At 74.5% G+C, this 19,120-nt stretch carries 18 protein-coding genes; 5 read left to right on the top strand and 13 right to left on the bottom strand.

All coding sequences use genetic code 11. The annotated features are described in order from the left end of the window. Position 1 precedes the first annotated feature (1 nt). From LN652_RS21615 to LN652_RS21605, 3 genes are all read right to left on the bottom strand, one after another. On the bottom strand, positions 2 to 397 hold the full coding sequence (locus LN652_RS21615; protein ID WP_230442636.1) for a response regulator: 396 nt from the start codon (positions 395 to 397) through the stop codon (positions 2 to 4). A 192-nt stretch (positions 398 to 589) separates the two neighbouring features. Continuing rightward, positions 590 to 970, bottom strand: a complete 381-nt coding sequence (locus tag LN652_RS21610; RefSeq protein ID WP_230442635.1) for a response regulator transcription factor — start codon at positions 968 to 970, stop codon at positions 590 to 592. A gap of 164 nt (positions 971 to 1,134) precedes the next feature. Continuing rightward, positions 1,135 to 2,742, bottom strand: a complete 1,608-nt coding sequence (locus tag LN652_RS21605; RefSeq protein ID WP_230442634.1) for an amidohydrolase — start codon at positions 2,740 to 2,742, stop codon at positions 1,135 to 1,137. 57 nt (positions 2,743 to 2,799) lie between these two features. Between LN652_RS21605 and LN652_RS21600 the strand changes: the two genes are divergently transcribed. Together LN652_RS21600 and LN652_RS21595 are read left to right on the top strand one after the other, a co-directional pair. After that, positions 2,800 to 4,227: a short-chain fatty acid transporter gene (locus LN652_RS21600; RefSeq protein WP_230442633.1), complete on the top strand. Its 1,428-nt coding sequence runs from the start codon at positions 2,800 to 2,802 to the stop codon at positions 4,225 to 4,227. A 248-nt stretch (positions 4,228 to 4,475) separates the two neighbouring features. After that, positions 4,476 to 4,769: a hypothetical protein gene (locus tag LN652_RS21595; RefSeq protein ID WP_230442632.1), complete on the top strand. Its 294-nt coding sequence runs from the start codon at positions 4,476 to 4,478 to the stop codon at positions 4,767 to 4,769. A gap of 6 nt (positions 4,770 to 4,775) precedes the next feature. Here LN652_RS21595 and LN652_RS21590 read toward each other — a convergent pair whose 3' ends face one another. The 6 genes from LN652_RS21590 to LN652_RS21565 form a co-directional block, all read right to left on the bottom strand. Beyond that, on the bottom strand, positions 4,776 to 8,234 hold the full coding sequence (locus tag LN652_RS21590; protein WP_230442631.1) for an ATP-binding protein: 3,459 nt from the start codon (positions 8,232 to 8,234) through the stop codon (positions 4,776 to 4,778). After that, on the bottom strand, positions 8,231 to 8,992 hold the full coding sequence (locus LN652_RS21585) for a DUF4194 domain-containing protein (protein ID WP_230442630.1): 762 nt from the start codon (positions 8,990 to 8,992) through the stop codon (positions 8,231 to 8,233). The genes LN652_RS21590 and LN652_RS21585 overlap by 4 nt, the downstream gene beginning before the upstream one ends. Next, the gene (locus LN652_RS21580; protein ID WP_230442629.1) at positions 8,989 to 10,509 is read right to left on the bottom strand and encodes a DUF3375 domain-containing protein; all 1,521 of its coding nucleotides are present in this window, start codon (positions 10,507 to 10,509) and stop codon (positions 8,989 to 8,991) included. The genes LN652_RS21585 and LN652_RS21580 overlap by 4 nt, the downstream gene beginning before the upstream one ends. A gap of 96 nt (positions 10,510 to 10,605) precedes the next feature. After that, the gene (locus tag LN652_RS21575) at positions 10,606 to 11,568 is read right to left on the bottom strand and encodes an SDR family NAD(P)-dependent oxidoreductase (RefSeq protein WP_230442628.1); all 963 of its coding nucleotides are present in this window, start codon (positions 11,566 to 11,568) and stop codon (positions 10,606 to 10,608) included. Continuing rightward, positions 11,565 to 12,746, bottom strand: a complete 1,182-nt coding sequence (locus tag LN652_RS21570) for a zinc-dependent alcohol dehydrogenase (protein ID WP_230442627.1) — start codon at positions 12,744 to 12,746, stop codon at positions 11,565 to 11,567. The genes LN652_RS21575 and LN652_RS21570 overlap by 4 nt, the downstream gene beginning before the upstream one ends. Beyond that, positions 12,743 to 13,285, bottom strand: a complete 543-nt coding sequence (locus tag LN652_RS21565) for an SRPBCC family protein (protein WP_230442626.1) — start codon at positions 13,283 to 13,285, stop codon at positions 12,743 to 12,745. Before LN652_RS21565 ends, LN652_RS21570 begins: the two co-directional genes overlap by 4 nt. A 161-nt stretch (positions 13,286 to 13,446) precedes the next feature. On the opposite strand from LN652_RS21565, the gene LN652_RS21560 reads away from it, so the two are divergent. From LN652_RS21560 to LN652_RS21550, 3 genes are read left to right on the top strand one after another with little or no spacing between them, the layout of a single operon-like run. Further along, complete coding sequence (locus LN652_RS21560) at positions 13,447 to 14,271, top strand: sigma-70 family RNA polymerase sigma factor (RefSeq protein ID WP_230442625.1); 825 nt, start codon at positions 13,447 to 13,449, stop codon at positions 14,269 to 14,271. Continuing rightward, the gene (locus tag LN652_RS21555; RefSeq protein ID WP_268932280.1) at positions 14,268 to 15,119 is read left to right on the top strand and encodes a GAF domain-containing protein; all 852 of its coding nucleotides are present in this window, start codon (positions 14,268 to 14,270) and stop codon (positions 15,117 to 15,119) included. Before LN652_RS21560 ends, LN652_RS21555 begins: the two co-directional genes overlap by 4 nt. Before the next feature lie 43 nt (positions 15,120 to 15,162). Then, positions 15,163 to 15,885, top strand: a complete 723-nt coding sequence (locus LN652_RS21550) for a GAF and ANTAR domain-containing protein (RefSeq protein WP_230442623.1) — start codon at positions 15,163 to 15,165, stop codon at positions 15,883 to 15,885. A gap of 6 nt (positions 15,886 to 15,891) precedes the next feature. Here the strand turns inward: LN652_RS21550 and LN652_RS21545 are convergent, their stop codons facing one another. The 4 genes from LN652_RS21545 to LN652_RS21530 form a co-directional block, all read right to left on the bottom strand. Continuing rightward, positions 15,892 to 16,269 carry a DUF2256 and DUF3253 domain-containing protein gene (locus tag LN652_RS21545; protein WP_230442622.1) on the bottom strand — a complete coding sequence of 126 codons (378 nt, stop codon included), beginning with the start codon at positions 16,267 to 16,269 and terminating at the stop codon, positions 15,892 to 15,894. 17 nt (positions 16,270 to 16,286) lie between these two features. Next, on the bottom strand, positions 16,287 to 17,150 hold the full coding sequence (locus LN652_RS21540; RefSeq protein WP_230442621.1) for a universal stress protein: 864 nt from the start codon (positions 17,148 to 17,150) through the stop codon (positions 16,287 to 16,289). Positions 17,151 to 17,264: 114 nt separating this feature from the next. After that, complete coding sequence (locus LN652_RS21535) at positions 17,265 to 18,308, bottom strand: NAD(P)-dependent alcohol dehydrogenase (protein ID WP_230442620.1); 1,044 nt, start codon at positions 18,306 to 18,308, stop codon at positions 17,265 to 17,267. Beyond that, the gene (locus LN652_RS21530) at positions 18,305 to 19,120 is read right to left on the bottom strand and encodes an iron-sulfur cluster assembly protein (protein WP_230442619.1); all 816 of its coding nucleotides are present in this window, start codon (positions 19,118 to 19,120) and stop codon (positions 18,305 to 18,307) included. Before LN652_RS21530 ends, LN652_RS21535 begins: the two co-directional genes overlap by 4 nt.

Raw genomic sequence — 19,120 nt, 5'->3', positions numbered from 1 at the left:
ATCAGGCCCCCAGCCGGTGGGGGGCGGTGCGGCGCGCGGCCAGCTGGGCCGTCACGACGTGGTCGAGCTCGTGCAGGGAGAAGGGCGCGGTCAGGCAGCCCGAGGCACCGGCCTCGGCGGCTCGGCGCCGGGTCTCCTCGTCGGCGTGGCCCGTCACGACCAGGATCGGGGTGCTCGCCAGGTGCGGGAGCGCACGCAGGCGGGCGCAGAGGTCGCTCCCGGACTCCACGGCCGTGGACCAGCCGATGAGCGCGAGGTCGACGTGGGCGGCCTGCGCCACCGCGAGGGCGGCGCCCGGGTCGCTCACGCTCGTGACGCGGTGGCCGGCCCTGCGGGCCGCCAGCGCGAGCACGTCACGGATGTCCTCGTCGTCGTCCACGACCAGCACCTCGGCCATGTCGCAACCCCCGGTCCCCTGCTGTGTCTGCGCGGCCGCGCCCCTGTGGCGACGGCCTGCCTCACGGTCAGGCTAGGCACGCGCGAGGGGGCGGCCCGGGCGAACGAGGCGATCAGGGACCAACGCGGACGAAGTGACGCATCCGGGCTAGTGCGGGCGTGCCGACGGGCGGGACCATCGGGCCCGGCCGGGTCAGGAGGCGCGGACGGACGTCCCGAGGAGGGCGCACACCGAGCCGGCGAGGTCCTGCAGCGCGAACGGCTTCGTGAGGTAGGACGTCGCCCCCGCGCGCTCGGCGCGCTGGCGGGTCGCCAGGTCGGAGTGCGCGGTCACGATGAGGACCGGGATCCCGTCGAGGTGCGGCAGCCGGTGCAGCCGCTCGCAGAGCTCGCCGCCGTCCATCGCCGGCATGCTCCAGTCGAGGATGGCCAGGTCGAAGGTCTCGGTGGCGGCCACGTCGAGGGCGGCGTTCGGGTGCCCGACGCTGGTGACGTCGTGCCCGTCGCGACGCACCCGGAAGGTGATGATGTCGCGGATGTCCTCGTCATCGTCAACCACCAGCACCGCAGCCATGCGTCCCCCGGATCCGTCCATTGCGCTCCGGCTCGAGCCGGGCGACCACCTGCACGGGCCCGTCCCTGGACCCGAGCACCCACGCTAGCTGCTCGCGGGGCCCGCGGGGCCCGAATCGGGGAATCCACCTGTGTGACTGCTGTGACGGGTGTCGCCCGGCGTGGTCAGGCGTCGTGGACGCACTCCCCGTCGACCCACGTCGACCGGACCTGCGCCGCCCCGAGCTCGTCCGGCGCCGCGAACGGGTCGCGGTCCAGGACGACCAGGTCGGCGACCGCGCCCGGCGCGATCCGACCGGCGTCGTCGCGGTGGTTCACCCACGCCGACCCGCTGGTGTAGGCGGCGAACGCCGCCTCGACCGGCAGCGCCTGGCCGGGCAGGAAGGGATCGGTGCCCGCCCGGCCGGGGTCGCCGTGGGTGGTGCGGTGGACGGCGGTGTGCAGCGCCGCGAGCGGGTCGGGCGTGCTGACCGGCCAGTCGCTGCCGGCGACCAGCCGCGCGGAGGCCGCGTACAGGTCGCGGAAGGGGTACTGCCGCTGCGCCCGGTCCCGTCCGAGGAACGGGAGGGTCAGCTCGGTCATCTGCTCGTCGTGGCACGCCCACAGCGCCTGGATGTTGGCGGCCACGCCGAGGGCGGCGAACCGCGGCACGTCGTCGGGGTGCACGAGCTGGAGGTGGGCGACGTGGTGGCGGCGGCGCGGGTCGGTCCCCTCGAAGGCGTCGAGCGCCTCGCGCACGCCCCGGTCGCCGAGCCCGTGGACGTGCACCTGGAAGCCGAGCCGGTCGAGCTCCGCGACGTGGCGCCGCAGCTCGGCGGGGTCGACGAAGGAGATCCCCGTGTTGGCGGTCGCGTGCCCGCAGCGGTCGAGGTACGGCTCGACCAGCGCGGCCGTGCCGTTCTCCGCGACCCCGTCCTGCATGACCTTCACCGAGGTCGCGCGGAACCGACCCCGCGTCCAGTCGGCACGCTTGTCGACGAGCTCGGCCACCTGCTCGGCCCCGCGGTCGCGGTCCCACCACAGGGCGCCGACCACGGTGCCGACGAGGTCGCCGGAGGCCGCCGCGCGGGCGTAGGCCGGACCGCAGTCCTGCATGCCCGAGTAGGCGCCGACGATCGCGTCCTGCCACGACGTGACGCCGAGCGCGAGCAGGTGGCGCTGGCCCTCGAGGAGCGCGGCGTGCACGTCGTCCTCGCCGGCCACCGGCAGGACGTCGTCGAGGAGACGCATCGCGCCCTCGTGGAGCACCCCGGTCGGCGCGCCGTCGGCGTCGCGCTCGATCCGGCCGTCGACCGGGTCCGGCGTCGCGGCCGTGATGCCGGCCAGGGCCAGCGCCCGCGAGCTCACCCACAGGCCGTGGTGGTCACGGTTCGCCAGCGCGACCGGCCGGTCGCCGACCACGCCGTCGAGCGCGGCCGCCGTCGGCAGACCGCCGGGGAAGGCGGCCATCGCCCAGCCGCCGCCCTGCACCCAGTCGCGGACCAAGCCGGCGGCGTACGCCCCGACGTGCTCGAGGTAGGCGGTCGCGTCGGCGGGCAGATCGCTGAGGTCGCAGCCGAGCCGCTCGAGGCCGCCCTGCACCGGGTGGACGTGGGCGTCGGTGAAGCCGGGCAGCAGCAGCCCGCCGTCGACGTCCACGACCCGGGCGCCCGGGACGGTGACGTCGGGGCCGACCGCGGTGATCCGGCCGTCCTCGACCAGGACCTCCCCGACCCGGCCGCGGTGGCGGAACCCGTCGAAGACGGCGGCGTGGCGGAAGACGGTGGTGCGCACCGGGCCATCCTGCACCCCGCCGCCCGACGAACGGCGCGTCCGATACGTTCGCGCACCATGTCGACGATCCCGGGCACGACCGACGAGCGAGGGCTGGCCCGCCTCGCCCAGCGCAGCGCAGCATGGACCGAGAAGTGGTTCCCCGACGCCTACGTCTTCGCCCTCGCCGGCGTGGTGCTGGTGTCGGTGGCCGCGATGGTCAACGGCTCGAGCCCGGTCCACGTCGCGGAGACGTTCGGCGGCGGGTTCTGGGACCTCGCCACCTTCACCCTGCAGATGGCGATGGTCGTGCTCACCGGCTACGTCGTGGCCACCTCTCCCCCGGTCGCCCGGCTGATCGAGCGGATTGCGCTGGTCCCGTCGACGCCACGCGGCGCGGTGGCGTTCGTCGCGCTGCTGTCGTGCGTGGTCTCGATGCTCAACTGGGGCCTCAGCCTGGTCTTCAGCGGCCTGCTCGCCCGCGCCATCGCGCGACGCGGCGACCTGCGCGCCGACTACCGCGCCCTCGGGGCCGCGGCGTACCTCGGGCTCGGCGCCGTGTGGGCGCTGGGGCTCTCGTCGTCGGCCGCCCAGCTCCAGGCCACCCCGGCCTCGCTGCCGCCGGAGCTGCTCGAGATCACCGGCGTCCTCGACTTCGGGGCCACCATCCTCACCTGGCAGTCGCTGCTGATGGCCGCGGTCCTCATCGCGCTCAGCGTCGCGGTCGCGTGGGCCTCGGCGCCGCAGGGCGCGGCCGTCCGCACCGCCGAGGACATGGACGTCGACCTCTCCGACGACGTGCAGCCGCTCGCCGAGCGCACCCGGCCCGGCGAGTGGCTGGAGTACTCCCGCATCCTGCCCGCGCTCGTCGGCCTGCTGACCCTCGGCTGGCTGGTCCAGCAGCTCGCGACGCTGCCGTTCCTGTCGGTGATCAGCAGCCTCAACGGCTACCTCATGGTGTTCCTCGTGCTCGGCCTGGTGCTCCACGGCACGCCGCGCGGCTTCCTCAACGCGGTCACGCGCGCGGTCCCGACGACCGCCGGGGTCCTCGTGCAGTTCCCGCTCTACGCGGCGATGGCCGCGGTCCTCACCCGCGCCGAGGGTCGCGGCGGGGTGACCGTGTCGGAGCACCTCGCCGACCTGTTCACCAGCATCGGCGGCGGCGGCGGCTTCGCCGTGGTGATCGCGCTCTACACCGCGCTGCTCGGCCTGCTCGTCCCGTCGGGCGGCGGCAAATGGCTCGTCGAGGCGCCGTACGTCATGCAGTCGGCGACCGACGTCGGGATGAACCTCGGCTGGACGGTGCAGATCTACAACGCCGCCGAGGCCCTGCCCAACCTGGTCAACCCGTTCTTCATGCTCCCACTGCTCGCGGTGCTCGGCCTGCGGGCGCGCGACCTGGTCGGCTTCACGTTCCTGCAGTTCCTCTTCCACCTGCCGGTGGTGCTGCTCCTGCTCTGGCTGCTCGGGATGACCTTCGAGTTCGTGCCGCCGGTCGCGCCCTGACCCGACCGACCACGGGCGGGGTCGAGCGGACCGTGCCGGAGCCGGCACGTCGAAGAACTGCGGCGGTACGACCGCCTGGACGGCCGCCGACCCGTCGTACCGCCGCAGTTCTTCCGGTCCAGGCCTCGTCCCGCCCGTCCAGCCCTGCCTACACCCGGACCCGACCGACCACGGGGCGGGGTCGAGCGGACCATGGTCCGAGGTCGCGCGGCAGCAGCGCGTGACGCACCCCGGCCTACGCTGGCGGGGTGAGCGACGAGACCCGGCGCAGGGCCGCGGACGCGGCGATGCTGCCGATCCGCGCCTCCCTCGCGCCGGCCGGGGTGACCGGCGTCCACTGGCTGCCGGACGCCGACGGCGACCCGGTCGTGTGGATCGAGGTGTCGACCGAGGCGGGGCGGGTCGCGGTGGAGTCGTACCCGTGGGTGCTCCCCCAGGTGCAGGTCGTGCTGTCGCGGCTCGGCCTGGCCCCGGAGAAGGTGCAGGCCCTGCGGCTGCAGGTCACCTCCGCCGAGGCGCAGGACCGGTTGTTCGAGGAGTAGCCCGGGTCAGGTCCGCGCGTCCGTGATGGGCGTGATCCAGGACTGGTGGGTCCGGCTGTTCTTGGTGATCGCCAGCAGGTCGTCCATGTGCGGCTCGAGTCCGGTGACCTTGTCGAGCGGGACGCCGATGACGAGCTGGAAGCCCAGCCCCTTCCACGCCCGGACGGCACGGCCTGCGAACTCCGAGTCGGCCTTGACGAAGCCCTCGTCGAGGAACACCGGCGCGAACCGCGGCCGCGAGCGCATCTCGTCGCCGAGGCGGAAGCGCAACGCCGAGCCGACGATGAACGCCACCAGCTCCTGGCTCTCGCCGCCGCTCTTCTCCCCCAGCGTCCGGTAGGTCGCGCGCAGCTCGCCGGACAGCGCGTCGTAGCGCTCGGCGCTGACCTCGACGTGCCGGCGTACGTCGAGCAGCCGGTCGCGCTCGCTCGGGCCGGCCCCGGGCCCGTCGCCGACGGCCGACGGCTTGCGGAGCTGTCCCATGAACCGGCTGAGGTCGGCGAAGCGCTGCTCCAGCCCGGCCTCGTCGAGCTCGGCGGTCGGACGCTGGGTCAACACTCTCAGGTCGCGGAGGAAGACCTGGACGTGGGCGGGCGAGAGCCGCCGCAGCCGGATCCGGAGGCGGTCGCCGGCGCCGCCGAACTCGAGGCGGCGCAGGATCGCGTTGATCGGCTCGAGCCGGTCCTCGATCTCCTCCACCGACGCGGCCATCGCGCCCAGCAGCGGCACCAGGTCCTGGCCGCTCCACTCGGTGAGCCGGCGCCGCCACTCGGCGCGCCGCCCGGCCAGTCCGGTGCCGCGGATCTCCTCGAGGATGCGGGCGAAATCGCCGTAGGAGTCCGGCGTGGCGCCGAGGTTGGGCGACTCCCACTGCAGCTTGTAGGCCCGGAAGACCGTCGTGAGCTCGTCGTCGGCGCGACGCAGCTCGGCCTCGGCGTCGCCGACCGCCTCGCGCAGCCGCTCGGCCAGACGGTGCGAGGACTCGGTGAACCGGTCGAGGTCCTCGGGGTCGGCGGGCGCGGCCGCGGCGCGGAAGTCCGACGCCAGGGCGGCCTCCTGCTCCTCGGTGAGGACGGCGTCGCCGACGGCGGCGAGCCGGTCGGTGACCAGGTCCTCGTCGTCGACGAGGCGTCCGTGGACCTCGTTGAGCTCGCGCTGGCGCCGCTCGAGCTCGAAGCGGGTGCGCCGCGTCGTCTCGAGCTGCTCACCGAGCTCCTCGATCTGGCGCTCCAGCACCTGCAGGCCGTCGTCGGCCGACAGGACCTCCTCGCGGCGGGCCTCGAGCTCGGCGATGCGCCGGTCGCTCGCCTCGACGTCGAGGTCGTCGAAGCGCGCCGTGGCGACCGCGTCGTAGGCCGCGCGCTGGTGCTCGAGCACCGACGCGCGGCGGTCGAGCTCGGTGACCTCGGCGTCGATCGCGTCGAGCTCGGCCTCGATCCGGGCGAGCTCGGCGTCGACCTCGCCGATGGCGTCCTCGTTGGAGAAGCCGATGATGTCGCGGGCGTCGCCGCGCCCGTGCGCACCGCGGCGGCCGTTGCGGGTCTGCCCGGCCAGCGTCACGCGGAGACCGGGGCCGTCGAGGTCACGGGCGTCCGCGACGCACAGGGCGTTGCGCGAGGGCTCCGCGACGTGTGCCTGGACCCAGCCGGAGAACGGGCTGTCGCGGAACAGCAGCTTTCCGGCGATCCGCTCGGGGTCGTCCGGCGCCCGGTCGGGCAGGTCGAGCTCGACGCCCTCGAAGACCAGGCGGCCCCGCAGCCGCAGCCCGTCGATGGCGCGCGAGAAGCGGGCGAGCTCGTCGAGCGGGACCAGCATCGTGCGGGCGCTCGCCCCGAGGACGGTCTCGACGGCCGTGCGCCAGCGCGCCTCGTCGGGGGCGACGTCGACCAGCTCGGCGAGGAACGGGAGGTCCTCCTCGGTCAGGCCGCTGGCGCGGGCGACCTCGGCGCGCAGCTCCTGCATCCGCGAGCCGACCCGGCCCGCGCGTCCCTCGAGGGCCTCGCGCTCGCGGCGCAGCTCGGCCCTGCGGTGGCTGAGCGGGTAGCGGCGGTCGCGCGCGCCGTCACGCGCGCGGGTCAGCCGCTCCTGCTCGCGGTCGCGGCCGGCGAGCCACTGCCGCGCGTGCAGCTGGAGGACGGTGAAGGACTCCACCGACATCAGCGCGGAGTCGACGTCGGGCGCGTGGGCGTCGGAGACGTCGATCAGCGGCAGCATCCGGTCGCGCAGCACCGCGCGCCGGCCTTCGCGGTCGGCGCGGACCGCGTGCTCCTGCTCGACCGAGTGCGCCAGCGCCTGCAACGACGAGCCGCCGGCGGCGCGGTGGGCGTCCTTGGCGGTCTCGAGGTCACCCTGCAGCGCGCGCTCCGCGGCCGCGGCCGACGCCAGCTGGTCGGCGACCGCCGCCCGGTCGACCCGGTTGGTGGTGACGGCCTCGCCGATCAGCCGCAGGTGGGTGCGCAGCAGCCAGGTCCGCAGCGGGGTGTCGCCGGTGCGGGTGACGCCGAAGGAGTCCAGCTCGGCGAGGCGCCTCGCGGCGCGGACCTTGCGCTCCTGGATGCCGGTGATCGGGGCCAGCAGCTCGAGCTTCTGCTCCTCGGTGCGCATCGCGGCGTGCGCGGCGTCGAGGTCGTCGAAGTGCTCGATGGCGCGGTCGGCGGCGGCGTAGGTCGAGGGCCGCTCGAGGACCATGTCCTTGTAGAGCTCGTCGACGCTGCGGACCTGGTTGCCGGACTGGATCCGGGCGAGCAGCCGCAGCGCCTTCGCGCCGTCGCCGTTGGCCCCGATGCCGAGCCGGGCGTGCAGGACCGCGGCGAACTCGGCGTACGTCCGGTGCACCCGGACCCCGGGGAACAGCTTCTTCAGCGTGGTGGCGTGGAAGCGGTCCGGCACCGCGACCTCGAGCGTCTCGAGGGCCAGCGGTCCGTCGTGGGTGACCAGCTGCATCTGCACGTCACCGGAGCGGGTGGCGCGCCGCGGGACGTAGTAGGTGCGCAGCACCGTGAACTGCCCGCCGCGGTCGTTGACGTAGGTCATCGCGACCGCGCCCCACGTGTCGCTGCCGCGCCCGCGGAGCAGCTTCTCGACCGGCCGCCCGGTGCGCGGGTCGTCGACGACGTCCACTGCGCCGCGCAGGTAGGACAGCAGGTTGCGCTGGCCCATGCTGCGCGCGCGGCCGGCGACCGCGTCGTTGGAGGCGCCGTTGAACTTCGTGTCCGACGGCATCATCAGCGCGGTGTAGGCGTCGAGGATGGTGGACTTGCCGACGCCCGAGGCGCCGGAGATCATCGTCGCGTCCCCGCCCAGCGGCACGGTCGTGAGGCCGGAGAAGCCGCCCCAGTTGACCAGCTGGAGCAGTCCGGCGCGCCACTGCATCGTGTCGTCGGCCGGCGTGGTGACCGTGTCCTCGGCGAACAGCCCGTCGCGCCCGTCAGCCACCTCCTGGTGGCGGGTCCCGTCGACGCTCATGCCTGCTCCCCCGCCTCGTCGCGGCCGCTGGGGTCCGTCGGGTCCGGGGCGAACAGGTCGTCCTCGGCCGCGGGCTCCTGCGGGGTCGTGCCGTTGGTCCGACGCAGCGCGTCGAGCAGCTCCTGCAGCAGCTCGAGCGGGAGCAGCGGCTCGACGGCCTCGCTGATCTCGAACCGGTCGTCGCCGGGCGCGCCGATCAGCAGCCCGGCCTTGACGATGCTCGTCACCGCGTTGCGGGCCCGCTTCTCGTCGCCCGCCTCGTCGGTCGCGTGCGCCGGGCGGAAGCTCTCGACGTGGTCGACCACGTCGTCGCGGTCCACGAAGACGCGGGTCTCGCCGCCGGCGTGCCCGGCACGCAGCCGGTCGCGCAGGTGGACCAGCACCAGCGTCTCCTCGCGCGACCACGCGGCGTCGTAGAGCAACGTCGGGAACCGGCTGCCGGTCTCGGACGTGGCCTGTCGCTTCCACGCGACCTCGCGGGCGCGGTCGACCTGGAGGTCGAGGAACAGGTCGTTGAGCCGGCCGCGCAGGACCCGCTCGTGCTCGACGAGCACCTTCCAGTCCCGCGGGTGGGTGCGCGCGCTGATGAAGCGCTGCTTGAGCAGCGTCACCAGGGCGTGGCGCTGCTCGTGGGCGAGGCCGCCCTCGTCGCCCTCCCACAGCGACACCGACGCCAGGTCGCCCGCGTCGGCGTCGTCGGTCGCGCCCTCGCCCAGGTCGAGGTCGAGGTCGGTCTCGAGGTCGGTGTCCACGCTCATGCGCGGGCCTCCTGCGGGTCGTGGGTCGGGACGTCGGGGAGCTCGTCGGGCAGCGCGACCCGCGGTACCGCGAAGGTGCGGGTGCTGCCGTCGTGGCGGACGGCGGCGTACGCCTCGGGCTCGAGGTCGGGCGTGGGGCCGCCGGCCCGGGGCGCGGACAGCTCGGCGGCGAGGTGCAGCAGCCCGAAGATCTCCACCGGCCGGCGCAGCGACGGCTCGAGCCCGTCGAACAGCTGGCCCAGCGTCCGCGCGCCGCGGTGCGTGCGGGTCTCGTGCAGCCGCTCGCGCAGGGCGCCGAGCTGGGGCCCGCCGTGGGCGACCAGCTCCTCCAGCGACAGGCCAGGCGCGTCGGCCGGGTCGGCGACGGTGATCGGCTCGGGCAGCACGTCGTCGGCCGGGTCGTGGAACCGCTCGCGCAGGTGCTCGACCGACGCCCGCGCCGGCAGCAGCGGCACGTCGTGGGTGGCCCGCGGGCCGGTCGTGGCGAACCACGTCATCAGCTCGGACTCGACCTGGCGGAGGGTCTGCTCGAGCTCGCGGTCGCGCACGGCGTCGTGGGAGACGATGTACTCCTTGAGCGTCGCGGTGACCCGCGACCGCTGCGACAGCACCCGGTCGAGGCCCTCGCGGACGAGGGAGACGGTGCCGCGGAGCTCGGCGCGGTCGGCATCGCTGAGCAGCCGGTCGGCGAGCGGGTGCTCCAGCAGCGCGGTGAGGTCCTCGCGGAGCTGCGTGACCAGCGCGTCGTCGCGGAGCAGCGCGAACGCCCCCTCGAACGCGCGGCCCTCGTGCGTGGCGGTCATCAGCGCGTCGGCGCGCGCGAGGTAGGCGTCGACGATCTCGCCGGCCGGGCGGTCCTCGGCCCGGAACGCCGCGAGGATCTCGCCGCGGATTGCCCCGAAGCGCTCCTCGACGCGCGCGAAGTCGCTGGGCAGGGCGGAGATCAGCGACAGCAGCTCGGTGAAGCCCTCGTGCATGTAGTCCTCGGTGGCGCCGAGCATCTCCTCGCCGTCGACGAGGCGGTCGCGCTCGGCGCGCAGCCGGGCGATCTCCTCGTTGAGGATGCTGACCCGCGAGGTGCGGTCCGGGTTGGCCTCGGAGTTGAACCGGCGCACCGTGCCGAGGATGGTGGCGATCCGGTGCTCGCTGAGCGTCGCCCGGTCGCGGCTGAGGTTCTTGACCAGCTCGAGGGCCTGCTGGGCGTGCGAGGTGAGGGTGTAGACCTCCTGGCCCTGCTCGTCGAGCGCGCGGACCAGCCACTGGCCGCGCATCCACCGCTGGCAGATGTCGCGCCCGCTGCCGACCGGGAGGTCGGACTCGCCGGCCTCGCGGACCGCGGCGAGGTGCTCCTCGACCTGGGTGTGGAGCCGCGCGGTCGGGATCGGCCGGTTGTTGCGGCCGAACGCGGCCCGGAAGATGGTGATGACGACGGGGGCCTGCCGCTGGTGGAGCAGGGTCAGCGTCGGCTGGGCGAAGGCGCCCTTGACGCGCGCCAGCTCGCCGGCGATCTCGCTCACCTGCTCACCTCCGTGGACCACGCACCCTGCCGCGACGGGCAAGCATCCCAGAGCCACCCGGGTCCCCCGGCAGCCAGGGTGTCCGCGTGTCGCGGCTCAGCCGCGGGTGGGCACCGGCCGGACCCGTCGCCGCCCACGCACGAGCGCCCGGACGTTGTGCGCCATCGCCGCCGCGGCGCCCGGCTGCGCGCCGCGCAGCGTGTGTCCCTCGGCGCCCGCGGTGAGGACGCGACCGGGCCCGGGAGCGGTGGCCACGGTGCGGTCGACGCCCCCGACGGCGAACAGCGGACCGACCAGCCGGTCGTAGACGGCGGGTGCCAGCGTGAAACCTGCCCGCATCACCCCGTTGGCGATGCCCACCTGCCTCCGGTCGCGCGGGCGGGCCAGCACGGCCAACACCGTCCGGGCGACGCGCTCGGGCGAGGTCACCGGCGGCGGCGGACGCCCCGGGAGCCCGAGGTAGTTGGCGGCCGTGTCGTAGATCGGGGTGTCGACGGCGCCGGGCGACACGCACGAGACGTGCACGTGCGCGAGGTCGCGGTTCTCCAGCGCGAGCTGGCGCGCCAGTGCCCGCACGCCCCACTTGCTGACGACGTACGCCGTCATGCCGGGGACGGCGACGTCGCCGAGCACCGAGCCGACGAGCAGCAGGTGCCCCCGTCCCTGCTCCCGGAAGACCGGGAGGGCGTGCCGGGCGAGGTTGGCCGAGCCGAGCAGGTTGGTGCGCACCACGGTGTCGAAGACCTCCGCGGGCACGTCCGGCAGCGCCCCGTAGGCCACCACCCCGGCGACGTTGACCACCGCGTCGAGCCGACCCTCGCGCTCGACAGTGTCCCCGATCGCGCGGGCGACGGCCGCGTCGTCGCCGACGTCGAGCGCCTCGACGACCACGCCGACCGCGCCACGGGTGCGGCACTCGCGGGCGGTGTCCTCCAGCGCCTCCGGCTCCCGCGCCACCAGCACCAGGTTTGCGCCGGTCACCGCGAGCCGGTGCGCCACCGCGCGGCCGATGCCGCTGGAGGCGCCCGTGACCAGCACGACCGGTGCCGTGGGCGTCACGGCTGGAGCACCACCTTCACGCAGCCGTCCTTCTTCTGCTGGAACATCTCGTAGGCCTCGGGGGCGCTCTCCAGCGGCAGCCGGTGCGTGGCGAGGGTCTCGACGCCCAGGACGTCGTCGTCCTGGTCGAGCACCTCGCGGATCGCGTCGGTCCACCGGCGCACGTGGCACTGGCCGAGCCGCATCGTGATGCCGCGGTCGAACATCTCCATCAGCGGCATCGGGTCGACCTCGCCGCCGTAGACGCCGGAGACCGACACCGTGCCGCCGCGACGCACGGACTTGATCGCCGCCACGAGCGCGGCGGTCCGGTCGATGGCCATCTTGTCGGTCAGCGGCCGGGCCAGCCGGTCCGGCAGGATCCCGACCGCCCCGATCGCCTTCTCGGCGAGCGGCGACCCGTGGGCCTCCATGCCGACCGCGTCGAGGGTGCCGTCGGCTCCGCGGCCACCGGTGGCCTCGAGGATCGCCTCCGCGACGTCGTCGACGCCGTCGAGGTCGATCGTCTCGACGCCGTGGGCGGCTGCCAGGGCGAGGCGCTCGGGCACCCGGTCGACGCCGAGCACGCGGCAGCCCTTGCGCAGCGCGATCCGGGCCGAGAGCTGGCCGACCGGGCCGAGGCCGAGCACGGCGAGGGTGTCGCCCTCCCCCACGTCGGCGAACTCCACGGCCTGCCACGCGGTGGGCAGGATGTCGGAGAGGTAGAGGTAGCGCTCGTCCGGGACGCCCTCGGGCACCTTGATCGGGCCGAACTGGGCCTGCGGCACCCGCAGCAGCTCGGCCTGCCCGCCCGGCACCGAGCCGTAGAGCGAGGTGTAGCCGAAGAGCGACGCCCCCTTGCCCATCTCGCGCACCTGGGTGGTCTCGCACTGCGCGAAGAGGCCGCGCGAGCACGTCCAGCAGGTCCCGCAGGAGATGTTGAACGGCACGACGACGCGGTCGCCGACCTGGAGGTCGCCGGCCTCGGGCCCGCGCTCGACGACGACGCCCATGGTCTCGTGGCCGAGCACGTCACCCTTGCTGAGGAAGGGGCCGAGCACCTCGTAGAGGTGCAGGTCCGACCCACAGATCGCCGTCGACGTCACCTCGATCACGACGTCGTTGGGCATCTCGATGACGGGGTCGGGGATGGTCTCGACGCTCACCTTGCCGCGGGCCTGCCAGGTCAGTGCTCTCATGCGTGCTCCTCGTTGCGCTCGTGGGTGACGGTGTCGGACGTGTGATGGGCCAGGGCGACGCGGTTCTCGACCACGAAGGCGAGCCGGCGCAGGGTCTCGGTGTTGCGCCAGGCGAGGAGCGGCGTGCGCAGGAGACGGGGCACCAGCACGCCCGGACCCCGCACCGCGTCCTCCCGCAGCGAGATCTCGGTCCCGGCCGCGACCGGGCGCAGCGTGATCCGCACCTCGGCCTCGCCGACCGGCCAGCCGCGGGTGCGGAGCACCAGGAGCTCGCCGGGCCGGGCCTCGCGCACCTCGCTGTCGTCGTCGATCAGGCCGGGCCACACCCCGACGGAGTGGTGCAGGCGGGCACCGACTCCCGGCCAGTGCTCCTCGACGTGCCGCATCCGGGCAGCACCGACCACCCAGACGGGGTAGAGCCACCCGTCGGCGAGCACCTCCCACACCTCGTCGGGCGACGCGGCGACGGTGCGGACGACGTGGCTGCGGAGGACGGGCGTGCTGGACGGCGGGACGTGCGACTCGGCTTGGGGGACCATGACCACCCCGTACCCCGCCGGGCCCGCGGCATCCGGGCCGCGGTCCCTTCGCAGGGGTGTAGGACGGTGGGCCGCCGGTTGCTACCGTCGACGCGCGGGGCATCGACGGTGCCCGACCATCCCGGACCTCGATGGCGCGTCCATCGAGCATGGGAGAGTCCATGGACTCGCGCACGTCCACGCCTGCCCGCCCGCCCGCCCGCTCCGACGGGGGGCGGGAGCGCACCACCGAACGGCTGCTGGCCCGGCTCCACGACCCGTCACTGCACCTCGACGACGGGGAGCGCAAGGATCTGGCCGATGCGGTCGTGGTCGCCAACCTGCCGGTCGCGCGCAGCATCGCGGGCCGGTTCGCCCGGCGCGGCTGCCCGCTGGAGGACCTCGAGCAGGCCGCCAGCCTGGCGCTGGTGCGTGCGGTGCAGCGCTACGACCCCGGCGCCGGCCACCACTTCATGTCCTACGCCGTCCCGTGCATCACCGGCGAGGTCAAGCGGCACTTCCGCGACCGCGGCTGGATGGTGCGGCCCCCGCGGCCGGTGCAGGAGCTCCAGCCGCTGGTCGAGCGCGAGCTGCTCCGTCACGACCCGGACACGGGCCGCTCGCCGGGCCACGCCGAGGTCGCCGCACGCCTCGGCGTGCCGGTGGCGGGGGTCCGGCAGGCGCTGCTCGCCCGCGGTTGCTTCTCCCCCGCGTCCCTCGACAAGCCCGTGGCCGGCCACGACGACGTGCTCGTCCGCGACACGCTCGTGTCGCCGCACGCCGAGCGGGACTACCTCGCTGCCGAGGCCCGGGCCGTCCTGGAGCCCGTCCTGGACATCCTGGACGAGCCCGAGCGACGGCTCCTGCAGATGCGGTTCGTCGACGAGCTGACCCAGACCGAGATCGGCGCCGCGCTCGGGATGAGCCAGTCGCACGTCTCCCGCCAGGTCAACGCGCTGCTCAAGCGGCTGCGCCACGCCCTCGAGCACCAGTCACGGGCCGCCTGAGCAGTGTCCGGACGGCCGTCCCGGCCGCACGACCGACCGGCGGCGTAGAGTCCCGCACGTCGCGGGACCCTGCGTCGCCACCGGACCGAGGTGATCGCATCACCGATCCACCGCACGACCAGGCCGCGAGGTCTGCGCTGCAGTGGTGCCGCGCCCTGGTCGACGCACAGCCGGCCGGGGCGGCCGGGCCGGTCGCCGACCGCCTGCGCCGGGTCTGCCTGGCCGTGCCGTCCGGGCTGCGACTGTCGGGTGCCGTGGTCATCCTCCGGGCCGACGAGGACACCGAGACGGTCGCGGCGTCGTCCGACCCCGGGAGCGCGAACGCCGCCGACCTCGAGCACGCGCTGGGGGAAGGGCCCTCGCGCGACGCCCTGGCCCGGGGACGGCCCGTCCTGGTGGGCGACCTCGAGGGGTGCGGCACCGTCTGGGTCGCGTACGCCCACGCCGCCGGCGCCCAGGGCGTCCGCGCGGTCTTCTCCTTCCCCCTGCAGGTCGGCGCCGCCCGCTTCGGGGCGCTCACGATGTACGCCGGCACGCCCCAGCGGCTCGGGCGCACGCGCACCCAGCGCTGCCTGGCGCTGGCCGAGATCGCCACCGAGACCCTCCTCGACAGCTCCGACGGGGTCTCGTCGTCCCGGCTGGAGGCGTCGCTCGACGGGCTCCTCGACCTCCGCGTCGAGGTCTTCCAGGCCCAGGGGATGGCGATGGTCACCCTGCGCAGCGACCTCGCCACCGCGCTGGCCCGCATGCGGGCCCACGCCTACCGGACCGACCGGAGCCTGTACGAGGTGTCGCTGGACATCCTCGCCGGACGCTTGACGCTCACCGACGAAAGGTCAGACTCATGATGGGGACCCGCGCGGGCCGCCTCGCCCGACGCACGAGGAGGGCATGCCGATGATCCCGACCGACCAGCTCTCGGCGCTGTTCGTCGAGGTCGCCGACACCCTCGTCGACGACTTCGACCTCGTCGACTTCCTGCACAACCTCACCGAGCGCGCGGCGGAGGTGAGCGGTGCCGACGCCGTCGGGCTGCTGCTCGCCGACCACGCCGGCGTGCTGCGGTTCATGGCGGCGTCCAACGACACCGGTGAGGTGATGGAGCTGTTCCAGCTGCAGAACTCCGAGGGTCCGTGCCTGGACTGCTTCACCACGGGTCGCCCGGTGGTCAACGTCGAGCTCCGGGGCTCCGCCGCCGAGCGGTGGCCGAGGTTCGCGCCGGCCGCGGAGTCGGTCGGCCTGCGCTCCGTGCACGCCTTCCCGCTGCGACTGCGCGACGAGGTCATCGGGGCGCTCAACCTGTTCAGCCGCTCCGGGACCGAGTTCGCCGACGACGAGGTGCGCATCGTGCAGGCGCTCGCCGACGTCGCCACGATCGCGATCATCCAGGAGCGCAGCATCTGGCGCGCGGAGATCCTCACCGAGCAGCTGCAGGGCGCGCTCAACAGCCGCGTCCTGGTCGAGCAGGCCAAGGGCGCCCTCGCCCAGCTCGAGGGCAGCACCCCCGAGGAGGCGTTCCAGCTCATGCGTACGCGCGCCCGCGCGAACCGGCAGCGCCTCGTCGACGTCGCGACCGAGGTGCTGGAGGGCATCCAGCGCGACGCGGCGCGCTGACCGGGGTCAGCGCGCGCGTCGGATCCGGATCGCGCCCTTCGCCGTGGACGGGTCGACCACGCGGCCGCCCTGGGTGATCTCCACCTCACCGCTCGCGACGAGCCGTCGTGCCGCACGGCGCGCTGGCTCCATCAGCTCGCGCCAGGCGTCCTCGTCGTCGCCGCCGACCGCACGCGCCGCGTCGGACGGGCAGATCGACGACGTGCGCGCCCGCTGGGCGAGCAGGTCGGTGATCGCCTGCTCGAGCCGCCGGTCGACCTCGCCCACGCCCCGCTTGCGGCACGCCGTGGAGCAGTAGCGGACCTGGTCCCAGTCGCGCTCCCACTTCTTGCGCCACTCGATGGTGCGACCGCACGACTGGCAGGTCTTCGGCTCGGGAGGCATGCCTCCAGTGTGCCGGGTCAGCGGATGACGACGACCGGGCAGTCGGCGCGGTGCAGCACCGCCTGGCTCACCGAGCCGAGCAGCAGGCCGCTGAAGAATCCGAGGCCGCGCGCGCCGACCACGACGAGCGAGGCGCCGGCCGACGCGTCGGCGAGGGCCCGGGCCGGCGAGACCGGCACCGCCTCCTGCTCGAAGGCGACGTCGGGGTGCTCCGCGCGGACGCCGGCGACGCTCTCGGCGAGCAGCAGCTCGCGCTCCTCGGTCTCCACGCTGCGCGGCTCGGCGTTCCAGACGTCCGTCGACGGGACCCGGACGTGCCAGGCGTGCAGCGCGACGACAGTCTCCACGGTCGTCTCGGCCCGCTCGAAGGCGTACTCGAGGGCCTCCGCGCAGGGCCGCGAGCCGTCGATGCCGACGACGATCCGGCGCGCGTCGGGGTCGCGCTGCTCGCGCACGACCGCCACCGGGCAGTGGGCGTGCCGGGCGAGGTGCTGGCTGACGGAGCCGATGAGCACCTCGGCGGCGGCGCCGTGCCCGTGGCTGCCGAGCACCACCATCGAGGAGGACTCGGCGGCGCGCAGCAGCTCGTCGACGACGTGGCCCGTGCGGTGCTGCACGGTGGCGTCGAGGACTCCTGCGTCGGCGAGCTCCTTGCGGACGTCGTCGACCAGCGACGGGTAGTCGCCGACCGGCACCTGGAGGCTGCCGGCCATCGGCGCCCACCCGTTGGCGCCGCCCCACGGCGGCGGGAGCACCTCGTCGACCATCAGCACCCGGACCGGCACGTGTGCGCGCAGGGACTCCGTCGCGGCCCAGCGCAGGGCGCGCCCGGCCTCCGCGGAGCCGTCGTGGGCCACCAGGATCGGGAGGTTCGTCGTCATGCCTCCACGCTCCCGCGGCGGCACCCTCGCGGTCAGGGGCGAAGGTCCCCGCGCCCGAGCCACAGGTCCCGGTCCCGGGGGTGTGGACCGGGGCCGTGGCCCGGGCGGCGTGGCTCAGGGGGTGAGGATCGCGCGGCCGCGGACCCGGCCGGCGTCGAGGTCCGAGATGGCGGACTGGAAGTCGTCCAGGGCGTACTTCTGGGTGTGCAGCGTGACCAGGCCGCGAGCCGCGAGTGCCATCAGGTCGCACAGGTCGTTGTAGGACCCGACGAGGTTGCCGATGACGTTCTTCTCCGCGGAGATGAGGTCGATCGTCGGGACGTCGACGTTCTCGCCGTAGCCCACGACGTGGTAGTCGCCGGCACGGCGGGTCATCGCGATGCCCTCCGAGGTCGACCCGCCCTCCCCGACGAAGTCGAGCACCACCTCCGCGCCGAGGCCGTGGGTGAGGTCGAGGACCTCCTCGACCTGCCGGCCCTCGGCGACCACGCCGTGGTCGGCGCCGATCGACAGGGCGAGCTTGAGCGCGTCCGGGTTGCGGTCGACCACGACCAGCGTGGCCGGCGAGAGCGCCTTCATCACCTGGATGCCGATGTGCCCGAGGCCGCCCGCGCCGATGACGACGCACGTGTCGCGGGGGGTGAGCCGGCGCGCCGCCTTGGCCGCGGCGTGGTAGGCCGTGAGGCCGGCGTCGGCGAGGGCCGCGACGTCGGCCGGCTCGAGCGCGTCGTCGATCGGGACCACGCTCCGCGCGGACGTCTTGAGGTACTCCGCGTAGCCGCCGGCGGTGTCGATGCCCGGGAACCGGCTGTCCTCGCAGTGCACGTCGTCGCCGCTGCGGCACGCCCGGCACAGGCCGCAGGTGATGAGCGGGTGGACGATCACCTTCTGCCCCTCGCGGACGTGGGTGACCGCGGAGCCGACGGCCTCGACCCACCCCGCGTTCTCGTGGCCGATCGTGTAGGGCAGCTCGACCTGGGACTTCTCCGCCCACTGGCCCTCGAGGATGTGCAGGTCGGTGCGGCACACGCCGGCGCCGCCGATCCGGACGAGCACGTCGAACGGGCCGGTGACCTCGGGGACGGGGACCTCGGTCATCTCGAGGTCCTGGTGGTAGCCGACGACCTGGACGGCGCGCATCTTCGCGGGGGTGCTCATCGCACGTGCTCCTTCGTGAGGGAGGTGAGGGGGATGAAGGTCGGGTCGTACGCAGCGTCGGCGGGCTCGGCGCCGTCGGTGCGGTGCTGCTGCTCCTGCTCCGACCCGGGGTAGCGGGTGCGCAGCAGGCCGCGGCAGAAGTGCGCGTTGCCGTCGATCGAGATGCGCGTCGAGCGGGCGCGGCGCAGCGCCATCGAGACGTCGTCGGGGCGACGACCGAGGTGGTCCACCAGCACCGGCGCGTCGGGGTCGAGCGGCAGGTCGAGGTCCCACCGGCGTCGCAGCAGCGCCTCGAGGTGGCGTCCCGGCGCGAGGTCGCCGAGGACGACCTCGCCGACCGTCGCCACGTCGCGCTCGGGCTCGCTGCGCAGCAGCGCCGTGAGGCACCGCTCGGCTGCCGCGGTGTGCGCCTTGCGGCGGAAGGTCGCGCGCAGCTCGTCGAGGTCGTGCTCCGCCTCGCTGCCGAAGGTGCCGCGGAAGCCGGCGTCGGCGGCGAGGCCCGCGTTGATCTTGTCGGAGTCGTGGTGGTCGTCCAGGGCGACGACCACCGTGCGGGTCCACGGCAGGGTGGCCAGCGCGTCCTTGGCGTCGGAGGCCATCAGGTAGGCGAAGTTCGGCGAGCAGAACGAGGTGGGCAGGCGCAGGTGCACCTCGAGCTCCCCGCCCTCGCCGAGCGCCACCGAGCGCACGAAGCCGAGGTCGGTGATCGGCTCGTCGAGCTCGGGGTCGAGGACCGTCGACAGCGCCTCGCGCACGTCGCCGAGACGCTCCTCGCGGGTCCGCGGCGGCGCGTCGAGGTGCAGGACGATCAC

Source organism: Nocardioides okcheonensis, from assembly GCF_020991065.1.
Taxonomy (GTDB): domain Bacteria; phylum Actinomycetota; class Actinomycetes; order Propionibacteriales; family Nocardioidaceae; genus Nocardioides; species Nocardioides okcheonensis.
The sequence above is the reverse complement of the archived record's forward strand: the minus strand, read 5'-3'. Positions and strand labels throughout refer to the sequence as shown.